At 70.5% G+C, this 21,014-nt stretch carries 21 protein-coding genes and 1 pseudogene; 7 read left to right on the top strand and 15 right to left on the bottom strand.

Features of this window, described 5'->3' with window-relative positions; all coding sequences use genetic code 11:
* Positions 1-70: 70 nt before the first annotated feature.
* A complete protein-coding gene (locus BLR02_RS06450; RefSeq protein WP_090661750.1) occupies positions 71-937 on the top strand; it encodes a hypothetical protein in 867 nt (288 codons plus the stop codon).
* A 15-nt stretch (positions 938-952) separates the two neighbouring features.
* A complete protein-coding gene (gene rplI, locus BLR02_RS06445; RefSeq protein ID WP_090564829.1) occupies positions 953-1,507 on the top strand; it encodes a 50S ribosomal protein L9 in 555 nt (184 codons plus the stop codon).
* A 133-nt stretch (positions 1,508-1,640) separates the two neighbouring features.
* Here the strand turns inward: rplI and BLR02_RS06440 are convergent, their stop codons facing one another.
* Both BLR02_RS06440 and acnA read right to left on the bottom strand, forming a co-directional pair.
* A complete protein-coding gene (locus tag BLR02_RS06440; RefSeq protein WP_090661746.1) occupies positions 1,641-2,573 on the bottom strand; it encodes an amidohydrolase family protein in 933 nt (310 codons plus the stop codon).
* A gap of 122 nt (positions 2,574-2,695) precedes the next feature.
* Positions 2,696-5,392: an aconitate hydratase AcnA gene (gene acnA / locus BLR02_RS06435; RefSeq protein WP_090661743.1), complete on the bottom strand. Its 2,697-nt coding sequence runs from the start codon at positions 5,390-5,392 to the stop codon at positions 2,696-2,698.
* Between the two features lie 136 nt (positions 5,393-5,528).
* Between acnA and ccmA the strand changes: the two genes are divergently transcribed.
* The 3 genes and pseudogenes from ccmA to BLR02_RS31055 all read left to right on the top strand — a co-directional run bounded on the left by ccmA (position 5,529) and on the right by BLR02_RS31055 (position 7,492).
* Positions 5,529-6,119: a heme ABC exporter ATP-binding protein CcmA gene (gene ccmA / locus BLR02_RS06430; protein ID WP_090661740.1), complete on the top strand. Its 591-nt coding sequence runs from the start codon at positions 5,529-5,531 to the stop codon at positions 6,117-6,119.
* Positions 6,116-6,775 (top strand): heme exporter protein CcmB, encoded by a 660-nt coding sequence (gene ccmB / locus BLR02_RS06425; RefSeq protein ID WP_090661737.1) that lies wholly within the window; start codon positions 6,116-6,118, stop codon positions 6,773-6,775. Before ccmA ends, ccmB begins: the two co-directional genes overlap by 4 nt.
* 63 nt (positions 6,776-6,838) lie before the next feature.
* Positions 6,839-7,492 (top strand): annotated as a pseudogene (locus tag BLR02_RS31055) (SOUL family heme-binding protein).
* On the opposite strand, the gene BLR02_RS06415 reads toward BLR02_RS31055, so the two are convergent.
* The 11 genes from BLR02_RS06415 to BLR02_RS06370 all read right to left on the bottom strand — a co-directional run bounded on the left by BLR02_RS06415 (position 7,470) and on the right by BLR02_RS06370 (position 17,093).
* The gene (locus tag BLR02_RS06415; RefSeq protein ID WP_090564844.1) at positions 7,470-7,931 is read right to left on the bottom strand and encodes a MarR family transcriptional regulator; all 462 of its coding nucleotides are present in this window, start codon (positions 7,929-7,931) and stop codon (positions 7,470-7,472) included. The pseudogene BLR02_RS31055 and the gene BLR02_RS06415 overlap by 23 nt on opposite strands.
* Before the next feature lie 28 nt (positions 7,932-7,959).
* Positions 7,960-8,988: an acyltransferase family protein gene (locus tag BLR02_RS06410; RefSeq protein ID WP_090661733.1), complete on the bottom strand. Its 1,029-nt coding sequence runs from the start codon at positions 8,986-8,988 to the stop codon at positions 7,960-7,962.
* 27 nt (positions 8,989-9,015) lie between these two features.
* A complete protein-coding gene (locus tag BLR02_RS06405; protein WP_090661729.1) occupies positions 9,016-10,494 on the bottom strand; it encodes a carboxypeptidase M32 in 1,479 nt (492 codons plus the stop codon).
* Positions 10,491-11,174 (bottom strand): SURF1 family protein, encoded by a 684-nt coding sequence (locus BLR02_RS06400; RefSeq protein WP_090564850.1) that lies wholly within the window; start codon positions 11,172-11,174, stop codon positions 10,491-10,493. The genes BLR02_RS06405 and BLR02_RS06400 overlap by 4 nt, the downstream gene beginning before the upstream one ends.
* A gap of 95 nt (positions 11,175-11,269) precedes the next feature.
* Positions 11,270-12,103: a cytochrome c oxidase subunit 3 gene (locus tag BLR02_RS06395; RefSeq protein WP_245704651.1), complete on the bottom strand. Its 834-nt coding sequence runs from the start codon at positions 12,101-12,103 to the stop codon at positions 11,270-11,272.
* 123 nt (positions 12,104-12,226) lie between these two features.
* A complete protein-coding gene (locus tag BLR02_RS06390) occupies positions 12,227-12,838 on the bottom strand; it encodes a cytochrome c oxidase assembly protein (protein ID WP_090564853.1) in 612 nt (203 codons plus the stop codon).
* A gap of 5 nt (positions 12,839-12,843) precedes the next feature.
* Positions 12,844-12,987: a hypothetical protein gene (locus BLR02_RS29305; RefSeq protein ID WP_176849402.1), complete on the bottom strand. Its 144-nt coding sequence runs from the start codon at positions 12,985-12,987 to the stop codon at positions 12,844-12,846.
* Positions 12,987-13,910, bottom strand: coding sequence for a heme o synthase (locus BLR02_RS06385; protein ID WP_090564856.1), 924 nt, complete (start codon positions 13,908-13,910; stop codon positions 12,987-12,989). The genes BLR02_RS29305 and BLR02_RS06385 overlap by 1 nt, the downstream gene beginning before the upstream one ends.
* Before the next feature lie 82 nt (positions 13,911-13,992).
* A complete protein-coding gene (gene ctaD / locus BLR02_RS06380) occupies positions 13,993-15,588 on the bottom strand; it encodes a cytochrome c oxidase subunit I (protein ID WP_090564857.1) in 1,596 nt (531 codons plus the stop codon).
* Positions 15,589-15,623: 35 nt separating this feature from the next.
* The gene (gene coxB, locus BLR02_RS06375) at positions 15,624-16,538 is read right to left on the bottom strand and encodes a cytochrome c oxidase subunit II (RefSeq protein ID WP_090564859.1); all 915 of its coding nucleotides are present in this window, start codon (positions 16,536-16,538) and stop codon (positions 15,624-15,626) included.
* Positions 16,539-16,763: 225 nt separating this feature from the next.
* Complete coding sequence (locus BLR02_RS06370) at positions 16,764-17,093, bottom strand: ArsR/SmtB family transcription factor (protein WP_090564860.1); 330 nt, start codon at positions 17,091-17,093, stop codon at positions 16,764-16,766.
* A gap of 137 nt (positions 17,094-17,230) precedes the next feature.
* Here BLR02_RS06370 and BLR02_RS06365 point away from each other — a divergent pair, with 137 nt between their 5' ends.
* Both BLR02_RS06365 and BLR02_RS06360 read left to right on the top strand, forming a co-directional pair.
* Entirely contained in the window at positions 17,231-18,565 is a 1,335-nt protein-coding gene (locus BLR02_RS06365; RefSeq protein WP_256336901.1) for an Nramp family divalent metal transporter, read from the top strand.
* Positions 18,566-18,576: 11 nt separating this feature from the next.
* A complete protein-coding gene (locus BLR02_RS06360) occupies positions 18,577-19,269 on the top strand; it encodes a lytic transglycosylase domain-containing protein (protein WP_090564862.1) in 693 nt (230 codons plus the stop codon).
* Here BLR02_RS06360 and BLR02_RS06355 read toward each other — a convergent pair.
* Both BLR02_RS06355 and BLR02_RS06350 read right to left on the bottom strand, forming a co-directional pair.
* On the bottom strand, positions 19,238-19,885 hold the full coding sequence (locus BLR02_RS06355) for a class I SAM-dependent methyltransferase (protein ID WP_408735480.1): 648 nt from the start codon (positions 19,883-19,885) through the stop codon (positions 19,238-19,240). The two genes, BLR02_RS06360 and BLR02_RS06355, sit on opposite strands and share 32 nt — an antisense overlap.
* Positions 19,886-20,037: 152 nt before the next feature.
* Positions 20,038-20,904, bottom strand: a complete 867-nt coding sequence (locus tag BLR02_RS06350; protein ID WP_090564864.1) for a DMT family transporter — start codon at positions 20,902-20,904, stop codon at positions 20,038-20,040.
* Between the last annotated feature and the right edge of the window lie 110 nt (positions 20,905-21,014).

Below are 21,014 nucleotides of genomic sequence, written 5' to 3'. Positions count from 1 at the left end.
GGGCCCGGGGTAGTGAGGCGTGGCGACGGTGACGGCGACAGCACCATCTGGCCAGGGTAGCACAGCACTCATGGCATCGGTCGCAGCGGCCCTGGCCGCCGTGGTCGGCGCCATGTGGGCCTTCCGTGGCCTGCCCGGCGGGACCATGCTGTTCTGGCTGGCGCCCTTCCCGCTCTTTGCGGCGGGCCTCGGCTTCGGCGTGGGCAGCGCGGTGGTGGCCTCGCTGCTGGCGACCCTGCTGATCGCGCTGGTCGGCGGCGGCCTGCCGCTGCTGGTCTTCCTGATGCTCTTTGGCCTGCCGGTGCCCCTGCTGTTGCTGGCGGCGTTGCGGGACGGAGGCGTCAGCCTCTCCCTGCCGCTGGCGCTGCTCGGGCTCTGGCCGCTCTCGGTGTTGCTCGGCGCCGCGCTCTTCCTCGCCGATGATGGCGGGCTGGAGCCGGCGATGCGCCGTGCCGTGGAGATCGCCCTCGCTCGGCTCGGCCTGCCGGCGCAGGAGATGCTGGTGGCGGAGCTGGTGCGGGTGAAGGCGGCAGCGATCGGCTTCTGGGCCAGCCTCGCCCTGCTCGGCAATGCGGCGGGGGCGGAGCGCTTCCTGGCGCGGCGCGGGCTGCTGGCCGTGCCGCCCCTGCCCTGGAGCGCGGTGCGGCTGCCAGGCTGGTACCTGCCACTGCCGGCCATCGCCGCGGGCTTCTTCCTGGCGGCGCCGGAGGATGGAGATGCCATCGCGCTCTCCGCCCTGCTGATGCTGCTGGTGCCGCTCTTCCTGCAGGGCTGCGCCGGCGTGCATGCGCGGCTGCGCGGGCGTCGCGGCGGGGGGCTGATGCTGGCGGGCTTCTACCTGCTGCTGCTGCTCTTCCTGCAAATCATGGGCCCCGGCCTCGTCGGCCTCGGCCTCTACGACCAAATCCGGCGGCGCCAGGCGCCGCGCAACAGCTGACGAGAGACGTTACCCATGATCGAAATCATCCTGATGCAGCGGGTCGAGAAGCTCGGCCAGATGGGCGAGGTGGTGAAGGTGAAGCCGGGCTACGCCCGCAACTTCCTCCTGCCCCTCGGCAAGGCGATCCGCGCGAACAAGTCCAACCTGGAGAAGTTCGAGTCGCAGCGCGCCCAGCTCGAGGCGCAGAACCTGAAGCGCCGCGAGGAGGCCGAGCGCGTGGCCGAGCGGATGGACGGCCTCACCGTCACCATCATCCGTCAGGCGGGCGAGAGCGGCGGCCTCTATGGCAGCGTCTCGGCGCGCGACATCGCCGATCTCTGCAAGGAGGGTGGCCTCACCGTCTCGCGCAGCCAGGTGCTGCTGGAGCAGCCGATCAAGACGCTGGGGCTCACCAAGGTGCGCGTCGAGCTGCACCCGGAGGTGCATATCCCGGTGACGGTGAACGTCGCCCGCAGCCTCGAGGAGGCCGAGCGCCAGGCCCGCGGCGAGGAGATCACCCGCGAGGAGGAGCCGAGCCTCGAGGACGAGCTGCGCGCCGAGATCGGCGCGGCGATGGACGACCGCTAAATCCCCACGACAACGCTGCGCGTTGCCGCGGGGGCCCCGTTAAGGGTGCCTGGCGAGCAGCGTTTCGGCATCCTTCCGCGGCAAAGCCGCGGAAGGCGCGAAGGAAGGGAGCCGTGAGGCTCCCTTTTTTCGTTCAAGAGCGTGGGAAGTCGTAGAGCCGGGCCGGGTTGTCGACGAGGACGCGTTGGCGCACCGCCGCGTCCGGCACCCAGCCGGCGAGCAGGTCGAAGAGGACGGCGTCGTCCGGCTTGTTGTCGGGCTTCTCGGTCGGGTGCGGCCAGTCGCTGCCCCAGACCATCCTGTCGGGCGCGATCTGGGCGAAGGCGCGGGCCACGGCGCTGCTGTCGGCATAGGCGGGCGGGCCGGACCTGGTGTCGGCATAGGCGCCGGACAGCTTCATCCAGACATTGCCCTTTTCCAGCAACGACTTGACGAAGGCGAAGGTCGGGTCGCTCGTGCCGGCAGGCTGCGGGACATGGGCGAGGTGGTCAAAGACCAGGGTGGCGTCGATGCGCTGGAACAGCTCCCGCTGGGCCATGATGACCGATGCCGGGGCGTTGATCTGGATGTGCCAGCCCATCGGTTTGATGCGGCGGGCCAGCGGCTCCATCATCTTGGGCGTCGTGGCGCCGGCCTGCGCCAGGTTGAAGCGGATGCCGCGGATACCGGCGGCATGCAGGCGGGCAAGCTCGGCATCCTCGACCTTGTCGTTGACGACGGCAACACCGCGGAAATTCGGGCCGAGCGCGGCCATCCCCTCCAGCGTCGGCCGGTTGTCGGTGCCGTAGAGCGAGGGCTGGACAACGACGCCGCGCGTGGTGCCGATGCGGCGCTGGAGCGCGCGGTAGTCGTCGGGCGAGGCGTTGGGCGCGGGCAGGCCGCCGGGCGCGGGCGGGTATTTGTCGTCGTAGATGTGGAAGTGGCAGTCGGTCGCGTTGGGCGGAGCCTGGAGCTTGGGCTTCTCCGTGCCGGCGGAATAGGGGACGGTCTGGGCGAGGGCCGGGGCGGCGAGCAGGCTGCCAGCGGCGGCCAGCATGGTGCGGCGCGTGGCTTTGGTCTCGGTCATGGCGTTCCTCCTGCGGCCTCTGCGGGCCGCGCGGCGAAAGGCTAGGCCCGCATCCGCGCAAGGAAAAGGGCGCGGCCCCCGCGGACCGCGCCCCCTTCCCTCTCGGCCTTGCGAAGCGAGGCTTAGGCCGCCTTCGCCATCCCGCGCAGCACGTAGTGCAGGATGCCGCCGTTCTTGTAGTACTCGACCTCATCTGCGGTATCGATGCGGCTGAGGACCTTGGTGCGGGTCTCGGTGCCGTCGGCGCGGCGGATGACCAGCTCCAGCGTCTGGCGCGGCGAGAGCTGCTCGAGGCCGAGGATGTCGATCACCTCGTCGCCCTGGATGCCGAGGGACTTGCGGTCCTCGCCATTCATGAAGACGAGCGGGAGGACGCCCATGCCGACCAGGTTCGAGCGGTGGATGCGCTCGAAGCTCTCGGCGATGACGGCCTTCACGCCGAGCAGGAAGGTGCCCTTCGCCGCCCAGTCGCGCGAGGAGCCGGTGCCGTATTCCTTGCCGCCGAAGACCACCAGCGGCACGCCCTCGGCCTTGTAGCGCATCGCCACGTTGTAGATCGGCGCGACATCGCCCGAGGGGTAGTGCTTGCTGATGCCGCCCTCGGTGCCGGGGACCATCTCGTTCTTGATGCGGATATTGGCGAAGGTGCCCCGCATCATGACCTCATGGTTGCCGCGGCGGGCGCCGTAGCTGTTGAAGTCGTCCTGCCGGACCTGGTGCTCCACCAGATACTCGCCGGCCGGGCTCGCCTTGCGGATGTTGCCCGCGGGCGAGATGTGGTCGGTGGTGATGCTGTCGGCCAACTCGGCCAGCACCCGCGCGCCATGGACCGAGGTCACCGGCTTGATGTCGGCCGACATGCCCTCGAAATAGGGCGGGTTCTGCACGTAGGTGGAGCCGCTGTTCCAGCGATAGGTGTCGCTGTCCGCATCGACGCGGATGGCCTGCCACTGCTCCGGGCCCTTGAACACGTCGCCGTAGCGCCCCTGGAACATCTCGCGCGTCACGCAGGCATGGACGGTGTCGTTCACCTCCTTCTGCGTCGGCCAGATGTCCTTGAGGTAGACCGGCTGGCCATCGCTGCCGGTGCCGATCGGCTCCTTGGTGATGTCCTTGGTGATGGTGCCGGCCAGCGCATAGGCGACGACGAGCGGCGGCGAGGCCAGGTAGTTGGCGCGCACATTGGCATGCACGCGGCCCTCGAAGTTGCGGTTGCCCGACAGCACCGAGGCGGCGACCAGCTTGTTGTTCTCGATGGCGTCCACGATCGGGTCCGGCAGCGGGCCGGAGTTGCCGATGCAGGTGGTGCAGCCATAGCCGACGGTCTGGAAGCCGATGGCGTCGAGATCCGCCTGCAGGCCGGACTTCTCGAAATACTCGGTGACCACCTGGCTGCCCGGGGCGAGCGAGGTCTTCACCCAGGGCTTCGGCGCCAGGCCCTTCTCGCGCGCCTTGCGGGCGACGAGGCCGGCGGCGACCATCACATAGGGGTTCGAGGTGTTGGTGCAGCTGGTGATCGCGGCGATGACGACATCGCCATGGCCGAGATCGTAGTTGGCGCCCTCGACCGGCACGCGCTTCGTCGCCTCGTCACCCGGCACGCCCATGGTGCCGGCGGCGAGATCCTTGGCGAAGCTCGTCGCGGCGTTGGACAGCGCCACGCGGTCCTGCGGCCGCTTCGGCCCGGCGAGCGAGGGCTCGACCGTCGCCATGTCGAGCTCGAGCGTGTCGGTGAAGACCGGGTCGGGCGAGCTGCTGTCGCGCCACATGCCCTGGGCCTTGGCATAGGCCTCGACCAGCTTGATCCGGTGCTCCTCGCGCCCCGAAAGGCGGAGATAGCCGATGGTCACCGCATCGACCGGGAAGAAGCCGCAGGTCGCGCCGTATTCCGGGGCCATGTTGCCGATGGTGGCGCGGTCGGCGAGCGGCAGATCGTCGAGGCCGGGGCCGAAGAACTCGACGAACTTGCCGACGACGCCCTTCTTGCGGAGCATCTGCGTCACGGTCAGCACGAGGTCGGTCGCGGTGACGCCCTCGCGCAGCTTGCCGGTCAGCTTGAAGCCGATGACATCCGGGATGAGCATGGCGATCGGCTGGCCGAGCATGGCCGCCTCCGCCTCGATGCCGCCGACGCCCCAGCCGAGCACGCCGAGGCCGTTGACCATCGTCGTGTGGCTGTCGGTGCCGTAGCAGCTGTCGGGATAGACATAGGTGTCGCCGATATCCTGCGAGGTCCAGGCGACCTGGGCGAGGTATTCGAGATTCACCTGGTGGCAGATGCCGGTGCCGGGCGGGACGACGCGGAAATTGTCGAAGGCGGCCTGGCCCCAGCGGAGGAACTCGTAGCGCTCGCCGTTGCGCTGGAACTCGATGTCGACATTTCGCTGCAGCGCCTGCGGCGTGCCGGAGACATCCACCATGACCGAGTGGTCGATGACGAGGTCGACGGGGACGAGCGGGTTCACCTTCCGCGGGTCGCCACCGAGGGCGATGATGCCGTCGCGCATCGCGGCGAGATCCACCACCGCGGGGACGCCGGTGAAATCCTGCATCAGGATGCGCGAGGGGCGGAACGGAACTTCCTTGTCGGAATGGCCGGAGGGGAGCCAGCCGGCGATCGACTTGGCGTCATCCACCGTGTAGCTGCGGCCATCCTCGTAGCGGAGGATGTTCTCGAGCAGCACCTTCAGGCTGTAGGGCAGGCGCGCGATGTCGCCGATCGAGCGGGCCGCCTCGGGCAGGCTGAAGTAATGGTAGGTCTTGCCGTCCACCTCGAGGGTGCGGCGGGTTTTCAGGCTGTCCTGCCCGATCATGCGCATGGTCCGGGGGCCCTTTTTCCTTAAACCGCATCGACTATGCTGCGATGCGGGGCTGCCGGTTTTAACCACGCTGCCGCGGGCTGGTCCATGGCCCGCGCGGTTGTCAAGGCCAGATGAGAAGGATTCGCAACTGGCCATGCTGCAAGCGGAAAACCTGGCCTGCGCGCGGGGTGAGCGGGTGGTCTTCGCGGGCCTGTCCTTCACCCTGGAGCCGTGCGGCGCCCTGTTGCTGGTGGGCGAGAATGGCGCCGGGAAATCGACGCTGTTGCGGTTGCTGGCAGGGTTGCTGGCCCCGGCAGAGGGGCGGCTGCTCTGGGATGGACAGGATGCGCTGGCCGACCGTGCGGCCCATGCCGCGCGGCTGCGCTACCTCTCCCATGCCGATGCGCTGAAGCCGGCGCTGACGGCGCGGGAGAACCTGGCCTTCTTCGCCCGGCTCTGGGGCGGCGCGGTGGAAGGGGCGCTCGAGTCGCTCGGCCTGCTGCCGCTCGCCGAATTGCCGGCGCGGGTGCTCTCCTCCGGGCAGAAGCGGCGGCTGGCGCTGGCGCGGCTGGCGCTCGGCCCGGCGCCGCTCTGGCTGCTGGACGAGCCGACGGTCGGGCTGGATGCGGCCTCGATCGGGCGGCTGGGCGGGCTGCTGGCCGCGCATCGCGCGGCGGGCGGGATGGTGCTGGCGGCGACCCACCTGCCCCTCCCCCTCCCCGGCGCGCGGGAGCTGCGGCTGTGAGGGCCTGGGGCGCGCTGCTGGCGCGGGAGCTGCGGCTGGCGCTGCGGCATCCGGCCGACTCGCTGGCGGCGGTGCTGTTCTTCGTCCTTGTCGCGGCGCTCTTCCCCTTCGGCATCGGCCCGGCGCCGGAGGCGCTGGCGCGGCTGGCGCCCGGGGCGCTGCTGGCCTCGGCCCTGCTGGCGGCGCTGCTGCCGCTCGACCGGCTGTTCGGGGCGGATGCCGAGGACGGGACGCTCGACCAGCTGCTGCTCTCCGGCCTCGGCGCGGCGGCGGTGGCGCTGGCCAAGGCGCTGGCGCATTGGCTGGTGACGGGGCTGCCGCTGCTGGTGGCGACGCCCATCGCCGGCGCCATGCTGAACCTGGCGCCGGAGGCCTGGCCGGCGGCGATGGCGGCGCTCGGCCTGGCGACGGGGTTCCTCTCCCTGCTCGGCACCGCGGGGGCGGCGTTGACGCTCGGCGCCCGGCGCGGCGGCGTGCTGCTGCCGCTGCTGGTGCTGCCGCTGGCGATCCCGGCCGTCATCTTCGGCGCCGCCGGGATCGAGGCGGCGGCGGCGGGCCTCCCGGCGCGGCCCTACCTCCTGCTGCTCGGCGCATTGCTGGCCGCCGCCCTGCCGCTGGCGCCGCTGGCGGCGGGGGCGGCGCTGCGGGTGGAGTAGTGGTGCCGCTGGCGCGCGCCGTGGCGCCGCCTATTTCCAGGGCATGATGAGGGGATCCTGCCCATGTTCGGCCGCCTGCTCTCCCTGGCTTCGGGACTGCTGCTCGGCGCCTGCTCGGTCTTCGGCGTGAGGTCGGGGACGGAGGAGCCGCGCTTCACCCTGGTGGAGCGGATGGGCGAGGTCGAGATCCGCGACTACGCGCCGCGCATCGTGGCCGAGACCCTGGTTGCCGCCGAGGGCGAGGCGGCGGCGCGGCAGGAGGGGTTCCGCCGCCTCGCCCGCTACATCTTCGGCGGCAACCGGGGGCAGGCGCGAATCGCCATGACGGCCCCCGTCGCCCAATCCTCCGTCACCTAGGCGCCGGAGCGGATCGCCATGACCGCACCGGTCGGCCAGGCAGCGGCGCCGGGCGGATGGGTGATCCGCTTCTTCCTGCCGGCCGATATCCCGGACGCGGCGGCAGCGCCGGTGCCGGAGGATGCACGCGTCACCATCCGCACCGTGCCGGGCGAGCGGGTTGCCGTGCTGCGCTATCCCGGAGTTCCGGATGCCGAGGCCGCGGCCGCCGCGCGGGCGAGGCTGCTGGCGGCGCTCGCCGCCGGTCCGTGGCAGGCCGGGGGCGAGGCCTTCGACTGGTTCTATGATCCGCCCTGGACCCTGCCGCCGCTGCGGCGGAACGAGGCGGTGGTGGGTGTCAGCCGCCGGCCGGGGGCGTAGCGAGGCCGGTCGCCACGCGCTCCAGCACGGCGAGGCAGGCGGCCAGGTCGTCCTCCGGGATGTCGGCGAGGATCTCGGCGCGGACGATGGTCGCCGCGGCCTCGATGCGCTGGATGAGCGGGCCGGCGCGTTCGGTCAGGTGCAGGGTCTTGGCACGGCGGTCCTGGGCGGAGCTGCGGCGCTCCACCAGCCCCTCGCCTTCCAGCCAATCCAGAGTGCGGACCAGGGTCGGCCCCTCGATCAGCAGCCGGTTGGCCAGATCCTTCTGGGTCAGCCCGTCGCCGTAGCGGGAGAGGGTGAGCAGCGCCAGCCAGCGCGCCTCGGTAAGGCCGAAATCAGCGATGCGCGCGTCGAGCCGCCCGCGCCACCGCCGCGCAATCTGCGCGATGGTCAGGCCGAGGCGCCACTGGGTATGCGCAAGGGTTGAGCCGTCCCGCATCGGCGCAGGCTAGACCGGGCGGGGATAGCTAGGAAGCTATATGTTCGACCCGCGGCGCGGGCAGGCGCGGCCGGGCCCGCATCAGCGGCGCCTCCACCGCGACATGCAGCAGCCAGGCGAGCGGCAGGGCGATGGCGAGGGAGAGAAGGGCGAAGAGGCCAATCTGGGCGGCGGGGCCGATATCGCCCGCGCGTGCCACCAGCGGCGCGGCCAGGGCGAGGCCGAGGGTGTGGGAGAGATAGAAAGGGTAGCTGATGCGGCCGAGGAACAGCAGCGCCGGCCGCAGCAGCCAGGCGGGGCGCCGCCAGGCGACCCAGGCCACCACCAGCACGGCGCCGAGCGACTCCGCCGCCCGGCCGGGGCCGCCATGGCCGAGAAGGAGGCTGCCCAGCAGCAGCGCGGCGAGCCCCAGGGCCAGGATCGGGGCCGGGGCCGGGCCACGCCACAGCAGGGGCGGCATGGCGCCGATCAAGGCGCCGGCAAGGAAGACGGGGAAATAGACCGCCATCGGCAGCGGGCCGCGCAGCAGCGGCAGCGCCAGGACCGAAAGCGCGAGGGCGATGGCGAGCCCCCCTGCCCGCCCGCCCACCGCCCGGTGCACGAGGAAGAGGCCGAGGCTCGCCACCATCTCCACCTGGAGGGACCAGGCAGGGCCGTTCAGGTCGTAGCGCAGCAGCAGCATGTTGCCGACCAGCCTCTCCGCCCCCGCCCCGGCGAGCAGGCCGAGCGGCAGGGCACTCATCATGGCGACGGGCAGAAGCCGGTAGAGGCGGGCGAGCGTCCAGTCGGGCAGGCCGCCCAGCAGCCCACCGGGATGCCGGGCGCAGGCCAGCCAGAGCACATGGCCGCTGAGGGCGAAGAAGAGCATGACCGCCGCATCGCTCGGTGCGGCGACATGGGCGAGGCGCGCCAGGATGGTCGCCGTATCGAGCCGGGGGAAGTCGGCAAGCCGGGCCTCCCAGGCAGCCTGGCCGGTGACGGTGAGCACGCAATGGCCAAGCGCCACGGCGAGGGCCGCGAGGCCGCGCAGGCTGTCGAGGGCGTGGTTGCGGTGCATCCCGCCCTTCTGCCAGCCGGGCCGAGGTTACTGAAGATAGCGCCCGCGCAGATGCGCCATGAAATCCTCCGGGTCGAGCGGCTTGCCGGTCGCGGCGCGCAGCAGGTCCTGGAAGCCGAGGCGGGAGCCATGGGCATGCACATTCGCCCGCAGCCAGCGAAGCAGCGGCGCCATGTCGCCCAGGGCCAGCGCCGCGTCCATGTCCGGCAGGGCGCGGCGGGCGGCGCCCATCAGCTGGGCGGCGGCCATGGCGCCGAGGGTATAGCTCGGGAAATAGCCGAAGGCGCCGTCATGCCAGTGGATGTCCTGCAGGCAGCCGCGCGCGTCATCGGGCGGGGCGAGGCCGAGCAGGCGGGTGAAGCTCTCGGCCCAGGCACCGGGCAGATCGGCGACGGCAAGGTCGCCCTCGATCATCGCGCGCTCCAGCCGGAAGCGCAGGATGACATGGGCCGGGTAGGTCAGCTCATCCGCATCGACCCGGATGAAGCCGCGCGACACCCGGCGCCAGAGCTTCGCCAGGTTGGCCGGGGCATAGGGCGCCGGGTCGCCGCCGAAGGCGCGGTGCAGCTCGCCGCCGAGGAAGGTGAGGAAGGCGTCGGACCGGCAGGCCTGCATCTCCATGATGAGGCTCTGGCTCTCATGCGCGGCCATGCCGGCGGCCTCGCCGACCGGCTGGCGGGCCCAGGCGGCGGGCAGGCCGGCCTCGTAGAGCGCGTGGCCGGTCTCGTGCAGCACGCCCATCAGCGCCTTGCCCACCTCCTCCTCGGCATAGAAGGTGGTGATGCGGATATCGGTCGGCGTGCCGCCGCAGAAGGGGTGCAGGCTCTCATCCAGCCGGGCATGGCTGTAGTCGAGGCCGACCCGGGCGGAGAGGCCACGGCAGAGCTCGCGTTGGATCGCCACCGGGAAGGGCCCCGCGAGCGGCTGGGGCGCCCCTCGCCCGGCCTGCAGCGCCTCCGCCTGCGGCAGGGCCTCGGCCAGGAAGGCCTCGTAGGCGGCGAAGACGGGCTCGACATCCGCGGCACCGATGCCGGGCTGGTAGCTGTCCATCAGCGCATCGTAGGGGCTGAGGCCGAGCGCGGCGGAGAGGGCGGCGGCGGTCTCGCGCTGCAGGCGGACGACCTCCTCCAGATGGGGGCGGACCATGGCGAAGTCGGATTGCGCCTTGGCGTTGCGCCAGACCTTCTCGCAGGCGGCATTGGCGCGCTCCGTCGCCTCCACCAGGGCGGTAGGCAGCGCGGTGGCGCGGCGATGGGCGCGGTGCATGAGGGCGAGGTTGGCGCTCTCCCACCGGCCCTCGGCGCCGGCCTCGGCGAGGTCGCCGGCGACCTCCGGCGCGGTCAGCAGCTCATGGCGGAGGCCGGCGAGGACGGCCAGCTGCTCGCCGCGGGCGCCGCCGCCGCCGGGCGGCATGATGGCGCTGGCATCCCAGTGCAGCATGGCGCTCGCCTCGCCGAGCGTGGCGATGCGGGCGAAGCGGGCGGCGAGGCGGGCATAGGCGCTCATGCGGCGGGCTCCCTGCGGCGGCGGAGGAGGAAGGCGATCAGCACGCCGACCAGGGCAGCGGCCAGGCCGTACCAGGTGATGGCATAGCCGAGATGCGGGTTGTCCGGCCGCGGCAGCCGGGTGGCGGCGGCGGGCAGCGCCCCGGCCGGGCTGCCCGGTGCGGCGAGGGCGACGAGACCGAAGGGGGCGGGCGGCGGCAGGCCGAGGGCGGCGCCGAGCGCGGCCGGGTCGAACAGGTAGAAGCGGCGGCCGGCCGGGTCGTCGCGCGGGCTGTTCCAGTCTCGCGTATCGGCCTGGCGGATATAGCCGGTGACGGCGACCTCGCCCTCCGGCCGGCTGATCTCCTGGCTGCGCTCCATCGGTACCCAGCCGCGATCGACCAGGAGCGGCGGCGCATCCGGGCGGAGCAGCGGCGTCACCAGATGCGCGCCGAGGGTCGTGCCGCGCAGCTCGACGCCGAGCAGCGCCTCCCGCGCGTGGTCGAGGCGGCCGGTGGCGACGACCTTGGTGTAGGGCGGTGGCTGGCCGGCGAGCGGCACGGCCGGGCCGGCCTCGGCGGCGGCGATGCGGGCGAGGATGTCCTGCTTCCAGTGCAGGCGCTGGACCTGCCAGGTGCCGAGGCCGAGCAGCGCGGCGAGGACCGGCAGGCTGGCGAGGATGGGGAGGAGAAGGCGGCGCATCACTCACCGATATGGGGCGGCCGGGCGGGCGCCCAAAAGGAAAGGGCCGCTGCCGCGATGCGGACAGCGGCCCTGCCGAGGGAAAGCCGGGTGGATCAGTGCTCAGCGATCTCGCCGGCACCGAGCAGGTAGATGCAGATGAAGAGGAAGAGCCACACCACGTCCACGAAGTGCCAGTACCAGGCCGCCGCCTCGAAGCCGAAATGGCGCTGGGCGGAGAAGTGGCCCTTGATGGCGCGGATCAGGCAGACGAAGAGGAAGATCGTCCCGACCATCACATGGAAGCCGTGGAAGCCGGTCGCCAGGAAGAAGGTCGAGGGGTAGACGCCGCCGGTGAACTTGAACGGCGCCTCGGCATATTCGATCACCTGGAAGGCGGTGAAGGAGAGGCCGAGGGCGACGGTAATGGCGAGGCCGGCGATCAGGCCCCGCCGGTCATTATGCAGCAGCGAGTGGTGCGCCCAGGTGACGGTGCAGCCCGAGAGCAGCAGGATCATGGTGTTCAGGAAGGGCAGGCCGAAGGGGTCGAAGGTCAGGATGCCCTTGGGCGGCCAGATTGCCTCCACCGCGCCGGAGACGTGGTCCGGGTAGAGGGCGTAGTGGAAATAGGCCCAGAAGAAGGCGACGAAGAACATCACCTCGGAGGCGATGAACAGCATCATCCCGTAGCGCAGACCGATCCGCACGACCGGGGTATGCATGCCCGGGGTCCGCGATTCGCGGATCACGTCGCGCCACCAGAAGAACATGGTGGCCAGCACGCTGGCGACGCCGAGATAGAGCATCCAGTGGATGCCGTAATGCGCCAGCAGGACGATGCCGAGCACCAGGGCGCCGCCCGCGAAGGCGCCAGCCAGCGGCCAGGGCGAGGGATCGACCAGGTGGTAGGGGTGCTTGTGGAGCGGCGCGGGTTCCGCGGTCGCCGTCATGTCGGGGGAGCTGGCCATTGCGCGTCCTGATCTTGCGGGAAAAGGCCCCGCCGGTCGTCGGGGCGCATCAATCCTGAAAAACCGGCTGTTATCAAGCCCTGGACCGGTGGCGTGGGCGGCTGGTCACGGCGTGGCGGTGCGGGCGGCGCCGACATGCTGGCCCGCATTGGCGAGCGCGCCCGAACGGGCGGCATCGTCGAGGCTGCGGAAGAAGGTGTAGCTGATGGTGATGGTGCGGATGCCCCGCGTGTTCGGGTCCTCCGCGATCTTCGGATCGACCCAGAAGCTGAGCGGCATGTCGGCCTTCTGGCCCGGCTCCAGCGTCTGCTCGTCGAAGCAGAAGCAGGCGGTCTTGTGGAAATACTTGCCGACCACCTCGGGCGTCACGTTGTAGGTGGCGACGCCGGTGACCGGTACCTGGGACAGGTTCTCGGCCCGGTAGAAGCCCATCCCCTCCTCGCCGACGCGAAGCGAGAGGCCCGGCGATTCCGGGGCGAAGCGCCAGGGCAGGCCCGGATGGGTGTTGGCGTTGAAGCGGACGGTCATCACCTGCGTGCCGGCGCCGGGCGCGGCAGGGCCGCCGGTCTGCACCGTGCCGTTATAGCCGGTGGCGCGGCAGAACATGTCGTAGAGGGGCACCGAGGCGAAGGCGACGCCGACCATGGCGGCGACGAAGCCGCCCACGGCGAGGCCGAGGCGGCGGTTGCGGCGGCGCAGCGTATCGCTTGGCGTCATTTCCCTCAGCCCCTCAACACGCGGGCGGTGCTGATGGCAAAGAACAGCACCACGAGCGCGATCAACACGCCGAGCACCGCCCAGTTCTTCTGGCGGCGGCGGCGCTCGAAATCGGCACGCTGCTCCGGCGTCATCGTCACGGGGCTCATCAGCCGAGCACCGCCTTGTCCACCGCGAGGGCGATGAACAGCAGGGCCAGGTAGAGCAGCGAGTAGCGGAAGGCCTTCCTGGCCGGGCGGTCCTCGGTGAGGCTGCGGCCGGTCTCGTCCTGCCGGTCCCGGTAGACGGCGATGGCGTGGCGCAGGAATTCCACCCCGAGCAGCACCGCGGCGGCTGCGTAGAGCCAGCCAGTGAAGCCGAGCAGGCTCGGCAGCAGCGTCAGCGGCAGCAGCACCAGGGTGTAGATCAACACCTGCTTCCGCGTCTCCCGCGCACCATGGGTGACGGGGAGCATCGGCACGCCGACCTTCGCGTAGTCGGCATGGGCGAAGAGGCTGAGCGCCCAGAAATGCGGCGGCGTCCAGAAGAAGATGATGGCGAAGAGGAGCATCGGCACCAGCGTCACGTCGCCGGTGACGGCGGCCCAGCCGATGACCGGCGGGAAGGCGCCGGCGGCGCCGCCGATGACGATGTTCTGCGAGGTCCGCCGCTTCAGCCATGCGGTGTAGACGAAGACGTAGAAGGCGATCGACAGCGCCAGCACCCCGGCCGCCACCCAGTTGGTGGCGAGGCCCATGATGAGGACGGAAGCGACGGCGAGGCCGACGCCATAGGCCAGCGCCGCGCCCGGCTCGATGCGCCCGGCCGGGATGGGCCGGCGCTGGGTGCGCCGCATCACCGCGTCGATGTCGCGGTCATACCACATGTTGATGGCGCCCGAGGCGCCGGCGCCGAGCGCGATGCAGAGGATGGCGGCGATGGCGAGGATCGGGTGCAGGCGCCCCGGCGCGACCAGCAGCCCGACAACGCCGGTCAGCACCACCAGCGAGATGACGCGCGGCTTCAGGAGGGTGACCCAGTCCTGGACTTCGGACAGGTCCTGCTGCGGGGCGGCTGCGGTGACGTCACTCATGGTGGCGATGTAGGCCCTCAAAGTGGAAAACGCCACACCCCGGCGAAGGGATGTGGCGCTTTCGGGTTAAACCTCGTGCTGCTCAGCGGATGCGGGGCAGTTCCTCGAAGGTGTGAAAGGGCGGCGGGCTGCTCACCTGCCACTCGAGGGTGGTCGCGCCCTCGCCCCAGTAGTTGTCGGCCAGCTTCTCCTTGGAGGTGAAGGTCTTCCAGCAGACATAGAAGAAGACGAACATGGAGGCGGCGGCGACATAGGCGCCCAGCGAGGACACCAGGTTCCAGCCCCAGAAGGCATCCGGATAGTCCGGGTAGCGGCGGGGCATGCCCTGGGCGCCCAGGAAGTGCTGCGGGAAGAAGATCAGGTTGGTGCCGATGAACAGCGTCCAGAAATGAACCTTGCCCCAGAACTCCGGGTACTGCCTCCCGCTCATCTTGCCAATCCAGTAGTAGAAACCGGCGAAGATCGAGAAGACGGCGCCCAGCGACAGCACGTAGTGGAAGTGGGCCACCACGTAGTAGGTGTTGTGCAGGATCACGTCGACGCTGGCATTGGCCAGCTTCACGCCGGTCACGCCGCCGACGGTGAAGAGGAAGATGAAGCCGATGGCGAAGAGCATCGGCGTCTTCAGGCTGATGGAGCCGCCCCACATGGTGGCGATCCAGGAGAAGATCTTGATGCCCGTCGGCACGGCGATGACCATGGTCGCGGCCATGAAGTAGGCCCGCGTGTCCACGTCGATTCCGCTGGTGAACATGTGGTGGGCCCAGACCACGAAGCCAACCACGCCGATGGCGGTCATCGCATAGGCCATGCCGAGATAGCCGAAGACGGGCTTGCGGCTGAAGGTCGAGACGACGTGGCTGATGATGCCGAAGCCCGGCAGGATCATGATGTACACTTCGGGGTGGCCGAAGAACCAGAACAGGTGCTGGAACAGCACCGGGTCACCGCCACCTTCCGGCTTGAAGAAGGCCGTGCCGAAGTTACGGTCGGTGATCAGCATGGTGATGGCGCCCGCCAGCACCGGCACCGCCAGCAGCAGCAGGAAGGCGGTGATCAGCATCGACCAGACGAACAGCGGCATCTTGTGCAGGGTCATGCCCGGCGCGCGCATGTTGAAGATGGTCGTGATGAAGTTGGCCGCGCCCATGATGGAGCTGGCGCCCGCCAGGTGCAGGGCAAAGAGCGCGAGGTCCATCGACGCGCCCGGATGGTAGGCGCTGTCGGAGAGCGGCGTGTAGATGGTCCAGCCGGCGCCGGCACCCTCGCCCACGAACATGCTGGCGCCGAGCAGCAGGAAGGCCGGGACCAGCAGCCAGAAGCTGATGTTGTTCATCCGCGGGAAGGCCATGTCCGGCGCGCCGATCATCAGCGGGACGAACCAGTTGCCGAAGCCGCCGATCAGCGCCGGCATGACCACGAAGAACACCATGATCAGGCCGTGGGCGCTGACCACCGTGTTCCAGGTCTGGCCGCTGCCGAAGAACTGAAGGCCGGGCTGCTGCAGCTCAAGCCGCATCAGCATCGACAGGGCTACGCCGATGGTCGCGGCGAAGACCGAGAAGATGAGATAGAGGGTACCGATATCCTTGTGGTTGGTGCTGAACAGCCAGCGCGCGACGAAGCCGGGGGCGTGGTCGTGGTGGCCGTCGTGATGTGCGTCTGTGGCGTGCGCCATGGGTCCGCCTCGTGAACTAAAGGGTCAGCAGCCGCTCAGCGGCTCAGTTCGGCGAGCCGGGTGCCGGCCTCGGCCGGCGCGGGCTCGGCCGCGGCATACTTCTTCTTCGCCTCCTCGACCCAGGCCTGGAACTCGGCCTGCGGCACGGCGCGCACCATGATCGGCATGAACCAGTGATTGGTGCCGCAGATCTGGTTGCACTGGCCGTAATAGGTGCCCGGCTGGTCGGCGCGGAACCAGGTTTCCAGCGTGCGGCCCGGGATGGTGTACTTCTGCACGCCGAGCGAAGGCACGAAGAAGCTGTGGATCACGTCCTGGCCGGTGGTCAGCACGCGGATATTGGCGCCGACCGGGATCACCAGGGGCTCATCCACCGCGAGGTTGCGGGGCTGGTCCGGCTTCAGGTCCTCATCCGGGATCGGGCGGCTGTCGAAGGCGAAGTCGCCGTGATCCGGATAGGCATAGTGCCAGTACCACTGCCGGCCCTGGACATTGATCGTCAGGTCGGCATCGCGCGCCCGGTCCTCGTAATAGATCAGGCGGAAGGACGGGATGGCGATGATCAGCAGGATCAGCACCGGGACCACCGTCCAGGCGATCTCGAGCACCGTGTTGTGGCTGGTGCGGGACGGCGTCGGGTTGGCCGATTCGCGGAAGCGCCACATGCAGTAGCCCAGCAGGATCATCACGAAGATGGTGATCGCGACAATGATCCAGAGGACCAGCGTGTTGAAGTCGTGGATCGCTTCCTTCACCGGGCCGCCAGCCGGCTGCAGGCCGGTGCCCCAGGGAATGGGCGCCCCGAGATTGGAATGAGTGTCCCCGACGACCCCGCCTGACGTACGGTTATCCTGTGCGAGGGCAGGGCCCATCAGCCCACCCAGCGCGAGCAGGCCGGCCAGCGCCAGCCCCGATGCCCTACCGAACCACTGACCAATCACCCGCTGCATCCCGTGTCCCGCCCGCCGCGCGCGGTGCGCGCACCGCCTGAGATTAGGTCCTGCCGTCCGACCTGGCCGGCCGACGCGTCGCGGCACCCTTTTCCGGATGCGCCGGCGACGCGGCCGGACCATAGTCGCCCAGCACCGCACCGCACAAGTGAGGGTGCCGCCGGGATGCGCAAGTCCACCGGGTTTCGCCACGAAATTCAGCCCTGAGGCGGGCGCCTCTCCGCCTCAGGGCGCCGCGGCCTCGGCCTCGGCGTCCACCTCGGCCACATGGTCCACCATGTCGGAGAGCATGGAGCGGATATGCTCGTCCTGCACCGCGTAGAAGACCTGCCGGCCACGGCGGTCGGCCTGGAGCAGCCGGGCGGCGCGCAGCAGGCGGAGATGGTGGGAGACGAGGGAGGCGGAGATGCCCAGGCGCTCCGCCATCTCCCCCACCGCGGCCGGGGCATCGAGGCAGGCGAGGATGATCTTCAGCCGCGTCGGGTCGCTCATCAGGCGGAACATTTCCGCCAATTCTACCACCTGGTCGTCGCCAATCCGGATTCGTCCGCGCATCTGCCCTCACCTTCGGCCCGGCGCCTTGACAGGCCTGCTTGTCGGGCGCACCTGCAACATGTCGCATAAACCACTGAAAAACAAGGAACCTTTGAACAGTTGAAGACCTGTTCAGCCATCCCCCTGGAATCCGGCCGGTGCTGACCCGGCCGGAGGCGCCGCCGCCCGCGCCCGCCAGATCCGATCTCAGCCTCGCCGAGATGCATGGCAGCGTCCGCATCCCCGATGCCGCCGGCTGGACACGCCGGCTCGGCGCCTTCATCGGGCCGGGCTACCTCATCGCCGTCGGCTATATGGACCCGGGCAATTGGGCGACCGCCCTCGCCGGCGGCTCGGCCTTCGGCTACACGCTGCTCTCGGTGGCGCTGGCCTCCTCGCTGATGGCGATGCTGCTGCAGGCGCTCTGCGCGCGGATCGGCATCGCCACCGGGCGGGACCTGGCGCAGCTGTGCCGGGACCGCTTCCCGAAGCCCGTCAATTTCGTGCTCTGGGCCCTGGCGGAGGTGGCGATCTGCGCCACCGACCTCGCCGAGCTGATCGGCACGGCCATCGCCCTCAACCTGCTCTTCGGCATCCCGCTGCTGGCCGGCGTGGTGCTGACGGCACTCGATGCGCTGCTGATCCTCTGGCTGCAGCATCGGGGCGTGCGCTGGCTGGAGGCGCTGGTGGCGGGGCTGATGTTCCTCGTCTTCGGCTGCTTCGCCACCCAGCTGGTGCTGGCCCAGCCGGATTGGGCGGCGGTGCTCGGCGGCTACCTGCCGCAGGCCTCGATCCTGACGAACGAGAACCAGCTCTACATCGCCATCGGCATCCTCGGCGCGACGGTGATGCCGCACAACCTCTACCTCCATACCGCCGTGGTGCAGTCCCGCGCCTATGGCGAGGACCGGGAGGCGAAGCGGGAGGCGATCCGCTTCGCCACCATCGACAGCTCGGTGGCGCTGACGCTGGCGCTGCTGGTGAACTCCGCCATCCTCATCACCGCCGCCGCGGTGTTCCATGCCGGCGGGCGGACGGAGGTCGCGGAGATCCAGGAAGCCTATGAGCTGCTGACGCCAATGGTCGGCACGACCATGGCCGCCACCCTCTTCGCCGTGGCGCTGCTGGCCTGTGGGCTGAATGCCACCGTCACCGCCACGCTGGCCGGCCAGGTGGTGATGGAGGGCTTCCTCGGCCTCCGCCTCTCCCCGGTGCTCCGGCGGCTGGTGACGCGGCTGGTGGCGATCGTCCCGGCGGTGGTGATCACCTGGCTCTATGGGGAAAGCGGGACGGCGCAGCTGCTGGTTTTCTCCCAGGTGGTGCTCTGCCTGCAGCTGCCCTTCGCCGTGGTGCCGCTGATGCTGTTCGCCGGGGACCGGCTGCGGCTCGGCCCCCATGCGGCGCCGCGCTGGCAGGTGGTGGTTGGCTGGGCCAGCACGGTCGTGATCGTGGCGCTGAACCTGAAGCTGCTCTGGGGGATCATAGCGGAGTAAGGCATGGGGCCATGCGCTGGCTGCCTCTGCTCCTCCTGATCCTCCTGGCGGCCGGCCCGGCCCGCGCCGAGGATGATAGCTGGACCGCCTGCCGGCGCGCCATCCTGGCTGCCGAGCGCGGCACCAGCCTGCCGCCCGGGCTGCTGCTGGCGGTCGCCCTGGTCGAGACCGGGCGGGGCGACGCGCGCAGCGGCCGCTTCGAGCCCTGGCCCTGGAGCTGGAACGCCGAAGGCGAAGGCCATGCCGAGCCGACGCGGGAGGCGGCGGTGGCCGCGGTGGCGGGCTTCCTCGCCAGCGGGCGGCGCTCGGTCGATATCGGCTGCATGCAGGTGAACCTGCTGCACCACCCCGACGCCTTCCCCGGCCTGACGGAGGGCTTCGATCCGGCAGTCAATGTGCGCTACGCCATCCGCTTCCTGCAGGAGTTGCGGGCCCGGACCGGCAACTGGGCCGATGCGGTCGCGCAATACCATTCCGGCGACCCGGAGCGCGGGGCAGGCTACCAACGGCGGGTGGCGCTGGCCCGGCTGGGGGCCGCCTGGGCGCGCGGCGGGGCGGTGCCCCTGCCGGCGCGGGCCCTGGCCGGGCTCTGCGCCGCGGGGCGGCAGCCGGCCCTCGTGATCCGCCGGGGCGGCGGCGGGGTCAGGCCAAGGCTGGCCTGCAGCGGGGCCGTCAGGCCGGGTTCGGCACGCGCACCAGGGTGAAGAGGCCAAAGGGCGGGCATACGGTGATCTCGGCCGCCTGGCGTGGATCCTCGAGCAGATCCGTCAGGGCGAAGTCCGGATGCCAGCCCAGCACGCGGGAGAGCGGCGCGAGCGTCCGCTCGGCCCACCAGCGCAGCCCGCCCTCGGCGGCGAAATGGTTGACGAAGAGCAACTCGCCACCCGGCCGCACCACGCGGCGCATCTCGCGGTAGAGGCGGCGCGCATCCGGCACCACGGTCGCGGTGAACATGGCGACGGCGATGTCGAAGCTGCCATCCTCGAAGGCCATGGACTCGGCGTCCATCTCGAGCAGGCCGGTGACGTTGCGCAGCCGCTCATTGGCCACGCGGTCGCGCGCGCGGCGCAGCATGTCGCGTGAGAGATCGATGCCGACGACCTGCTTCTTGGGCTCGTAGAGGGGCAAAGCGAGGCCCGTGCCGACACCCACTTCCAGCACCTTGGTGCCGGCCAGGCGGTTCACCGCGGCGACGGCGCGGCGGCGGCCGGCACCGGAGACGCCACCAAAGACCTCGTCATAGACCCCGGCCCAACGGCGATAGGCGTCCCGCACCGCGCCCGCATCCAGCGCTGTGCGGGGATGCGACTCGCGGTCGATCTGCTTGCGGTGGGGCTGTTCCAGCCTGGCGTGCGAAATGACCCGGCTCTCCTCAGTCAGGGCTCCTGCGCTAGACCAAGCGGGCCCCGGACGCAAGCCGGGGTGGAGGCTGGCAGCGGGCGGGAACCGGCTGTTGATCGCGATGGCGCCATTCAGCCGGTACGCCGATCCGGCAGCGCGACGAGAATGCCGCCGCCGGCGATCACCACCCCGCCGAGCAGCGTCCAGCCATCCGGCCAGTCACCGAAGACAAGCACGCCGGAAAGGCTTGCCCAGACAAGCTGCGTGTAGGAGAGCGGGGCGAGCAGGCTGACCGGTGCCCGGGCATAGGCAAGCACCAGCAGCCCATGGCCGAGCGCGCCGAACAGGCCGAGCAGCACGAGCAGCGGCCAGTGCAGCGCCGGCGGCCAGGTCCAGACGAAGGGCTGCACCAGGGTCGTCACCACGCAGCCGGCGAAGCCGGTATGCAGGATGGTGGTGCGCGGGTCGTCGATCGAGGCCAGCTTCCGCGTCAGGATCTGGTACACGGCGAACATGCAGGCCGTGCCGAGGGGCAGGATGGCGGCCCAGTGCGGCGGCTCCGCGCCGGTGAGGAAGGGTGGGCGCAGCGCCACCATCACGCCGGCGAGGCCGATGGCGACGCCGAGCCAGCGACGCGCGCTCACCCGCTCGCGCAGCCAGACGGCGGCCAGCGCCACGGTCAGCAGCGGCGAGGCGAAGCCGATGGCGGTGGCATCGGCCAGCGGCAGGTAGGGCAGCGCCGAGGAGAACATCAGGTTGGCGCCGGCCAGCATCAGGCTGCGCCAGGCCTGCATCCAGGGCGCGCGGGAGCGCCATGGCAGCCGGTGCATGGTCAGCTGGAACAGCAGCGCCACGGCGAGCAGGCTGAAGAGGAAGCGCGCCCACATCAGCTGCGGCACGGCATAGAAGGCGGTGAGCACCTTCAGCAGCGTGTCCATGCAGACGAAGACGGCAAGGGCTGCAACCTGCAGCAGCAGCCCGGCCAGCCAGCCGCTCATCGGCTGGCGAAAGGAGTGAACATCCGGTCAGGATCGCCGCAGTGCCGCGTGGTGGCAACCCGTTGGCGTGCCGGGGGAAGGCCGCATATGCCAGGCGCTGCGGAGTCACG

Origin of the sequence: Belnapia rosea, assembly GCF_900101615.1 — a bacterium.
Classification (GTDB): Bacteria; Pseudomonadota; Alphaproteobacteria; order Acetobacterales; family Acetobacteraceae; genus Belnapia; species Belnapia rosea.
This window is presented reverse-complemented; position numbering and strand designations above follow the sequence as displayed.

Coding starts and splice junctions, on each gene's coding strand:
- BLR02_RS06415 (WP_090564844.1), bottom strand. CDS start 7,931: ATGCGGGACGGCTCAACCCTTGCGCATACCCAGTGGCGCCTCGGCCTG.
- BLR02_RS06400 (WP_090564850.1), bottom strand. CDS start 11,174: ATGCGCCGCCTTCTCCTCCCCATCCTCGCCAGCCTGCCGGTCCTCGCC.
- BLR02_RS06350 (WP_090564864.1), bottom strand. CDS start 20,904: ATGAGCGGCTGGCTGGCCGGGCTGCTGCTGCAGGTTGCAGCCCTTGCC.
- ccmA (WP_090661740.1), top strand. CDS start 5,529: ATGCTGCAAGCGGAAAACCTGGCCTGCGCGCGGGGTGAGCGGGTGGTC.
- BLR02_RS06440 (WP_090661746.1), bottom strand. CDS start 2,573: ATGACCGAGACCAAAGCCACGCGCCGCACCATGCTGGCCGCCGCTGGC.
- BLR02_RS29305 (WP_176849402.1), bottom strand. CDS start 12,987: ATGAGCCCCGTGACGATGACGCCGGAGCAGCGTGCCGATTTCGAGCGC.
- ctaD (WP_090564857.1), bottom strand. CDS start 15,588: ATGGCGCACGCCACAGACGCACATCACGACGGCCACCACGACCACGCC.
- coxB (WP_090564859.1), bottom strand. CDS start 16,538: ATGCAGCGGGTGATTGGTCAGTGGTTCGGTAGGGCATCGGGGCTGGCG.
- rplI (WP_090564829.1), top strand. CDS start 953: ATGATCGAAATCATCCTGATGCAGCGGGTCGAGAAGCTCGGCCAGATG.
- BLR02_RS06405 (WP_090661729.1), bottom strand. CDS start 10,494: ATGAGCGCCTATGCCCGCCTCGCCGCCCGCTTCGCCCGCATCGCCACG.
- BLR02_RS06450 (WP_090661750.1), top strand. CDS start 71: ATGGCATCGGTCGCAGCGGCCCTGGCCGCCGTGGTCGGCGCCATGTGG.
- BLR02_RS06385 (WP_090564856.1), bottom strand. CDS start 13,910: ATGAGTGACGTCACCGCAGCCGCCCCGCAGCAGGACCTGTCCGAAGTC.
- BLR02_RS06370 (WP_090564860.1), bottom strand. CDS start 17,093: ATGCGCGGACGAATCCGGATTGGCGACGACCAGGTGGTAGAATTGGCG.
- BLR02_RS06395 (WP_245704651.1), bottom strand. CDS start 12,103: ATGACGGCGACCGCGGAACCCGCGCCGCTCCACAAGCACCCCTACCAC.
- BLR02_RS06390 (WP_090564853.1), bottom strand. CDS start 12,838: ATGACGCCAAGCGATACGCTGCGCCGCCGCAACCGCCGCCTCGGCCTC.
- acnA (WP_090661743.1), bottom strand. CDS start 5,392: ATGCGCATGATCGGGCAGGACAGCCTGAAAACCCGCCGCACCCTCGAG.
- BLR02_RS06410 (WP_090661733.1), bottom strand. CDS start 8,988: ATGCACCGCAACCACGCCCTCGACAGCCTGCGCGGCCTCGCGGCCCTC.
- BLR02_RS06360 (WP_090564862.1), top strand. CDS start 18,577: ATGCGCTGGCTGCCTCTGCTCCTCCTGATCCTCCTGGCGGCCGGCCCG.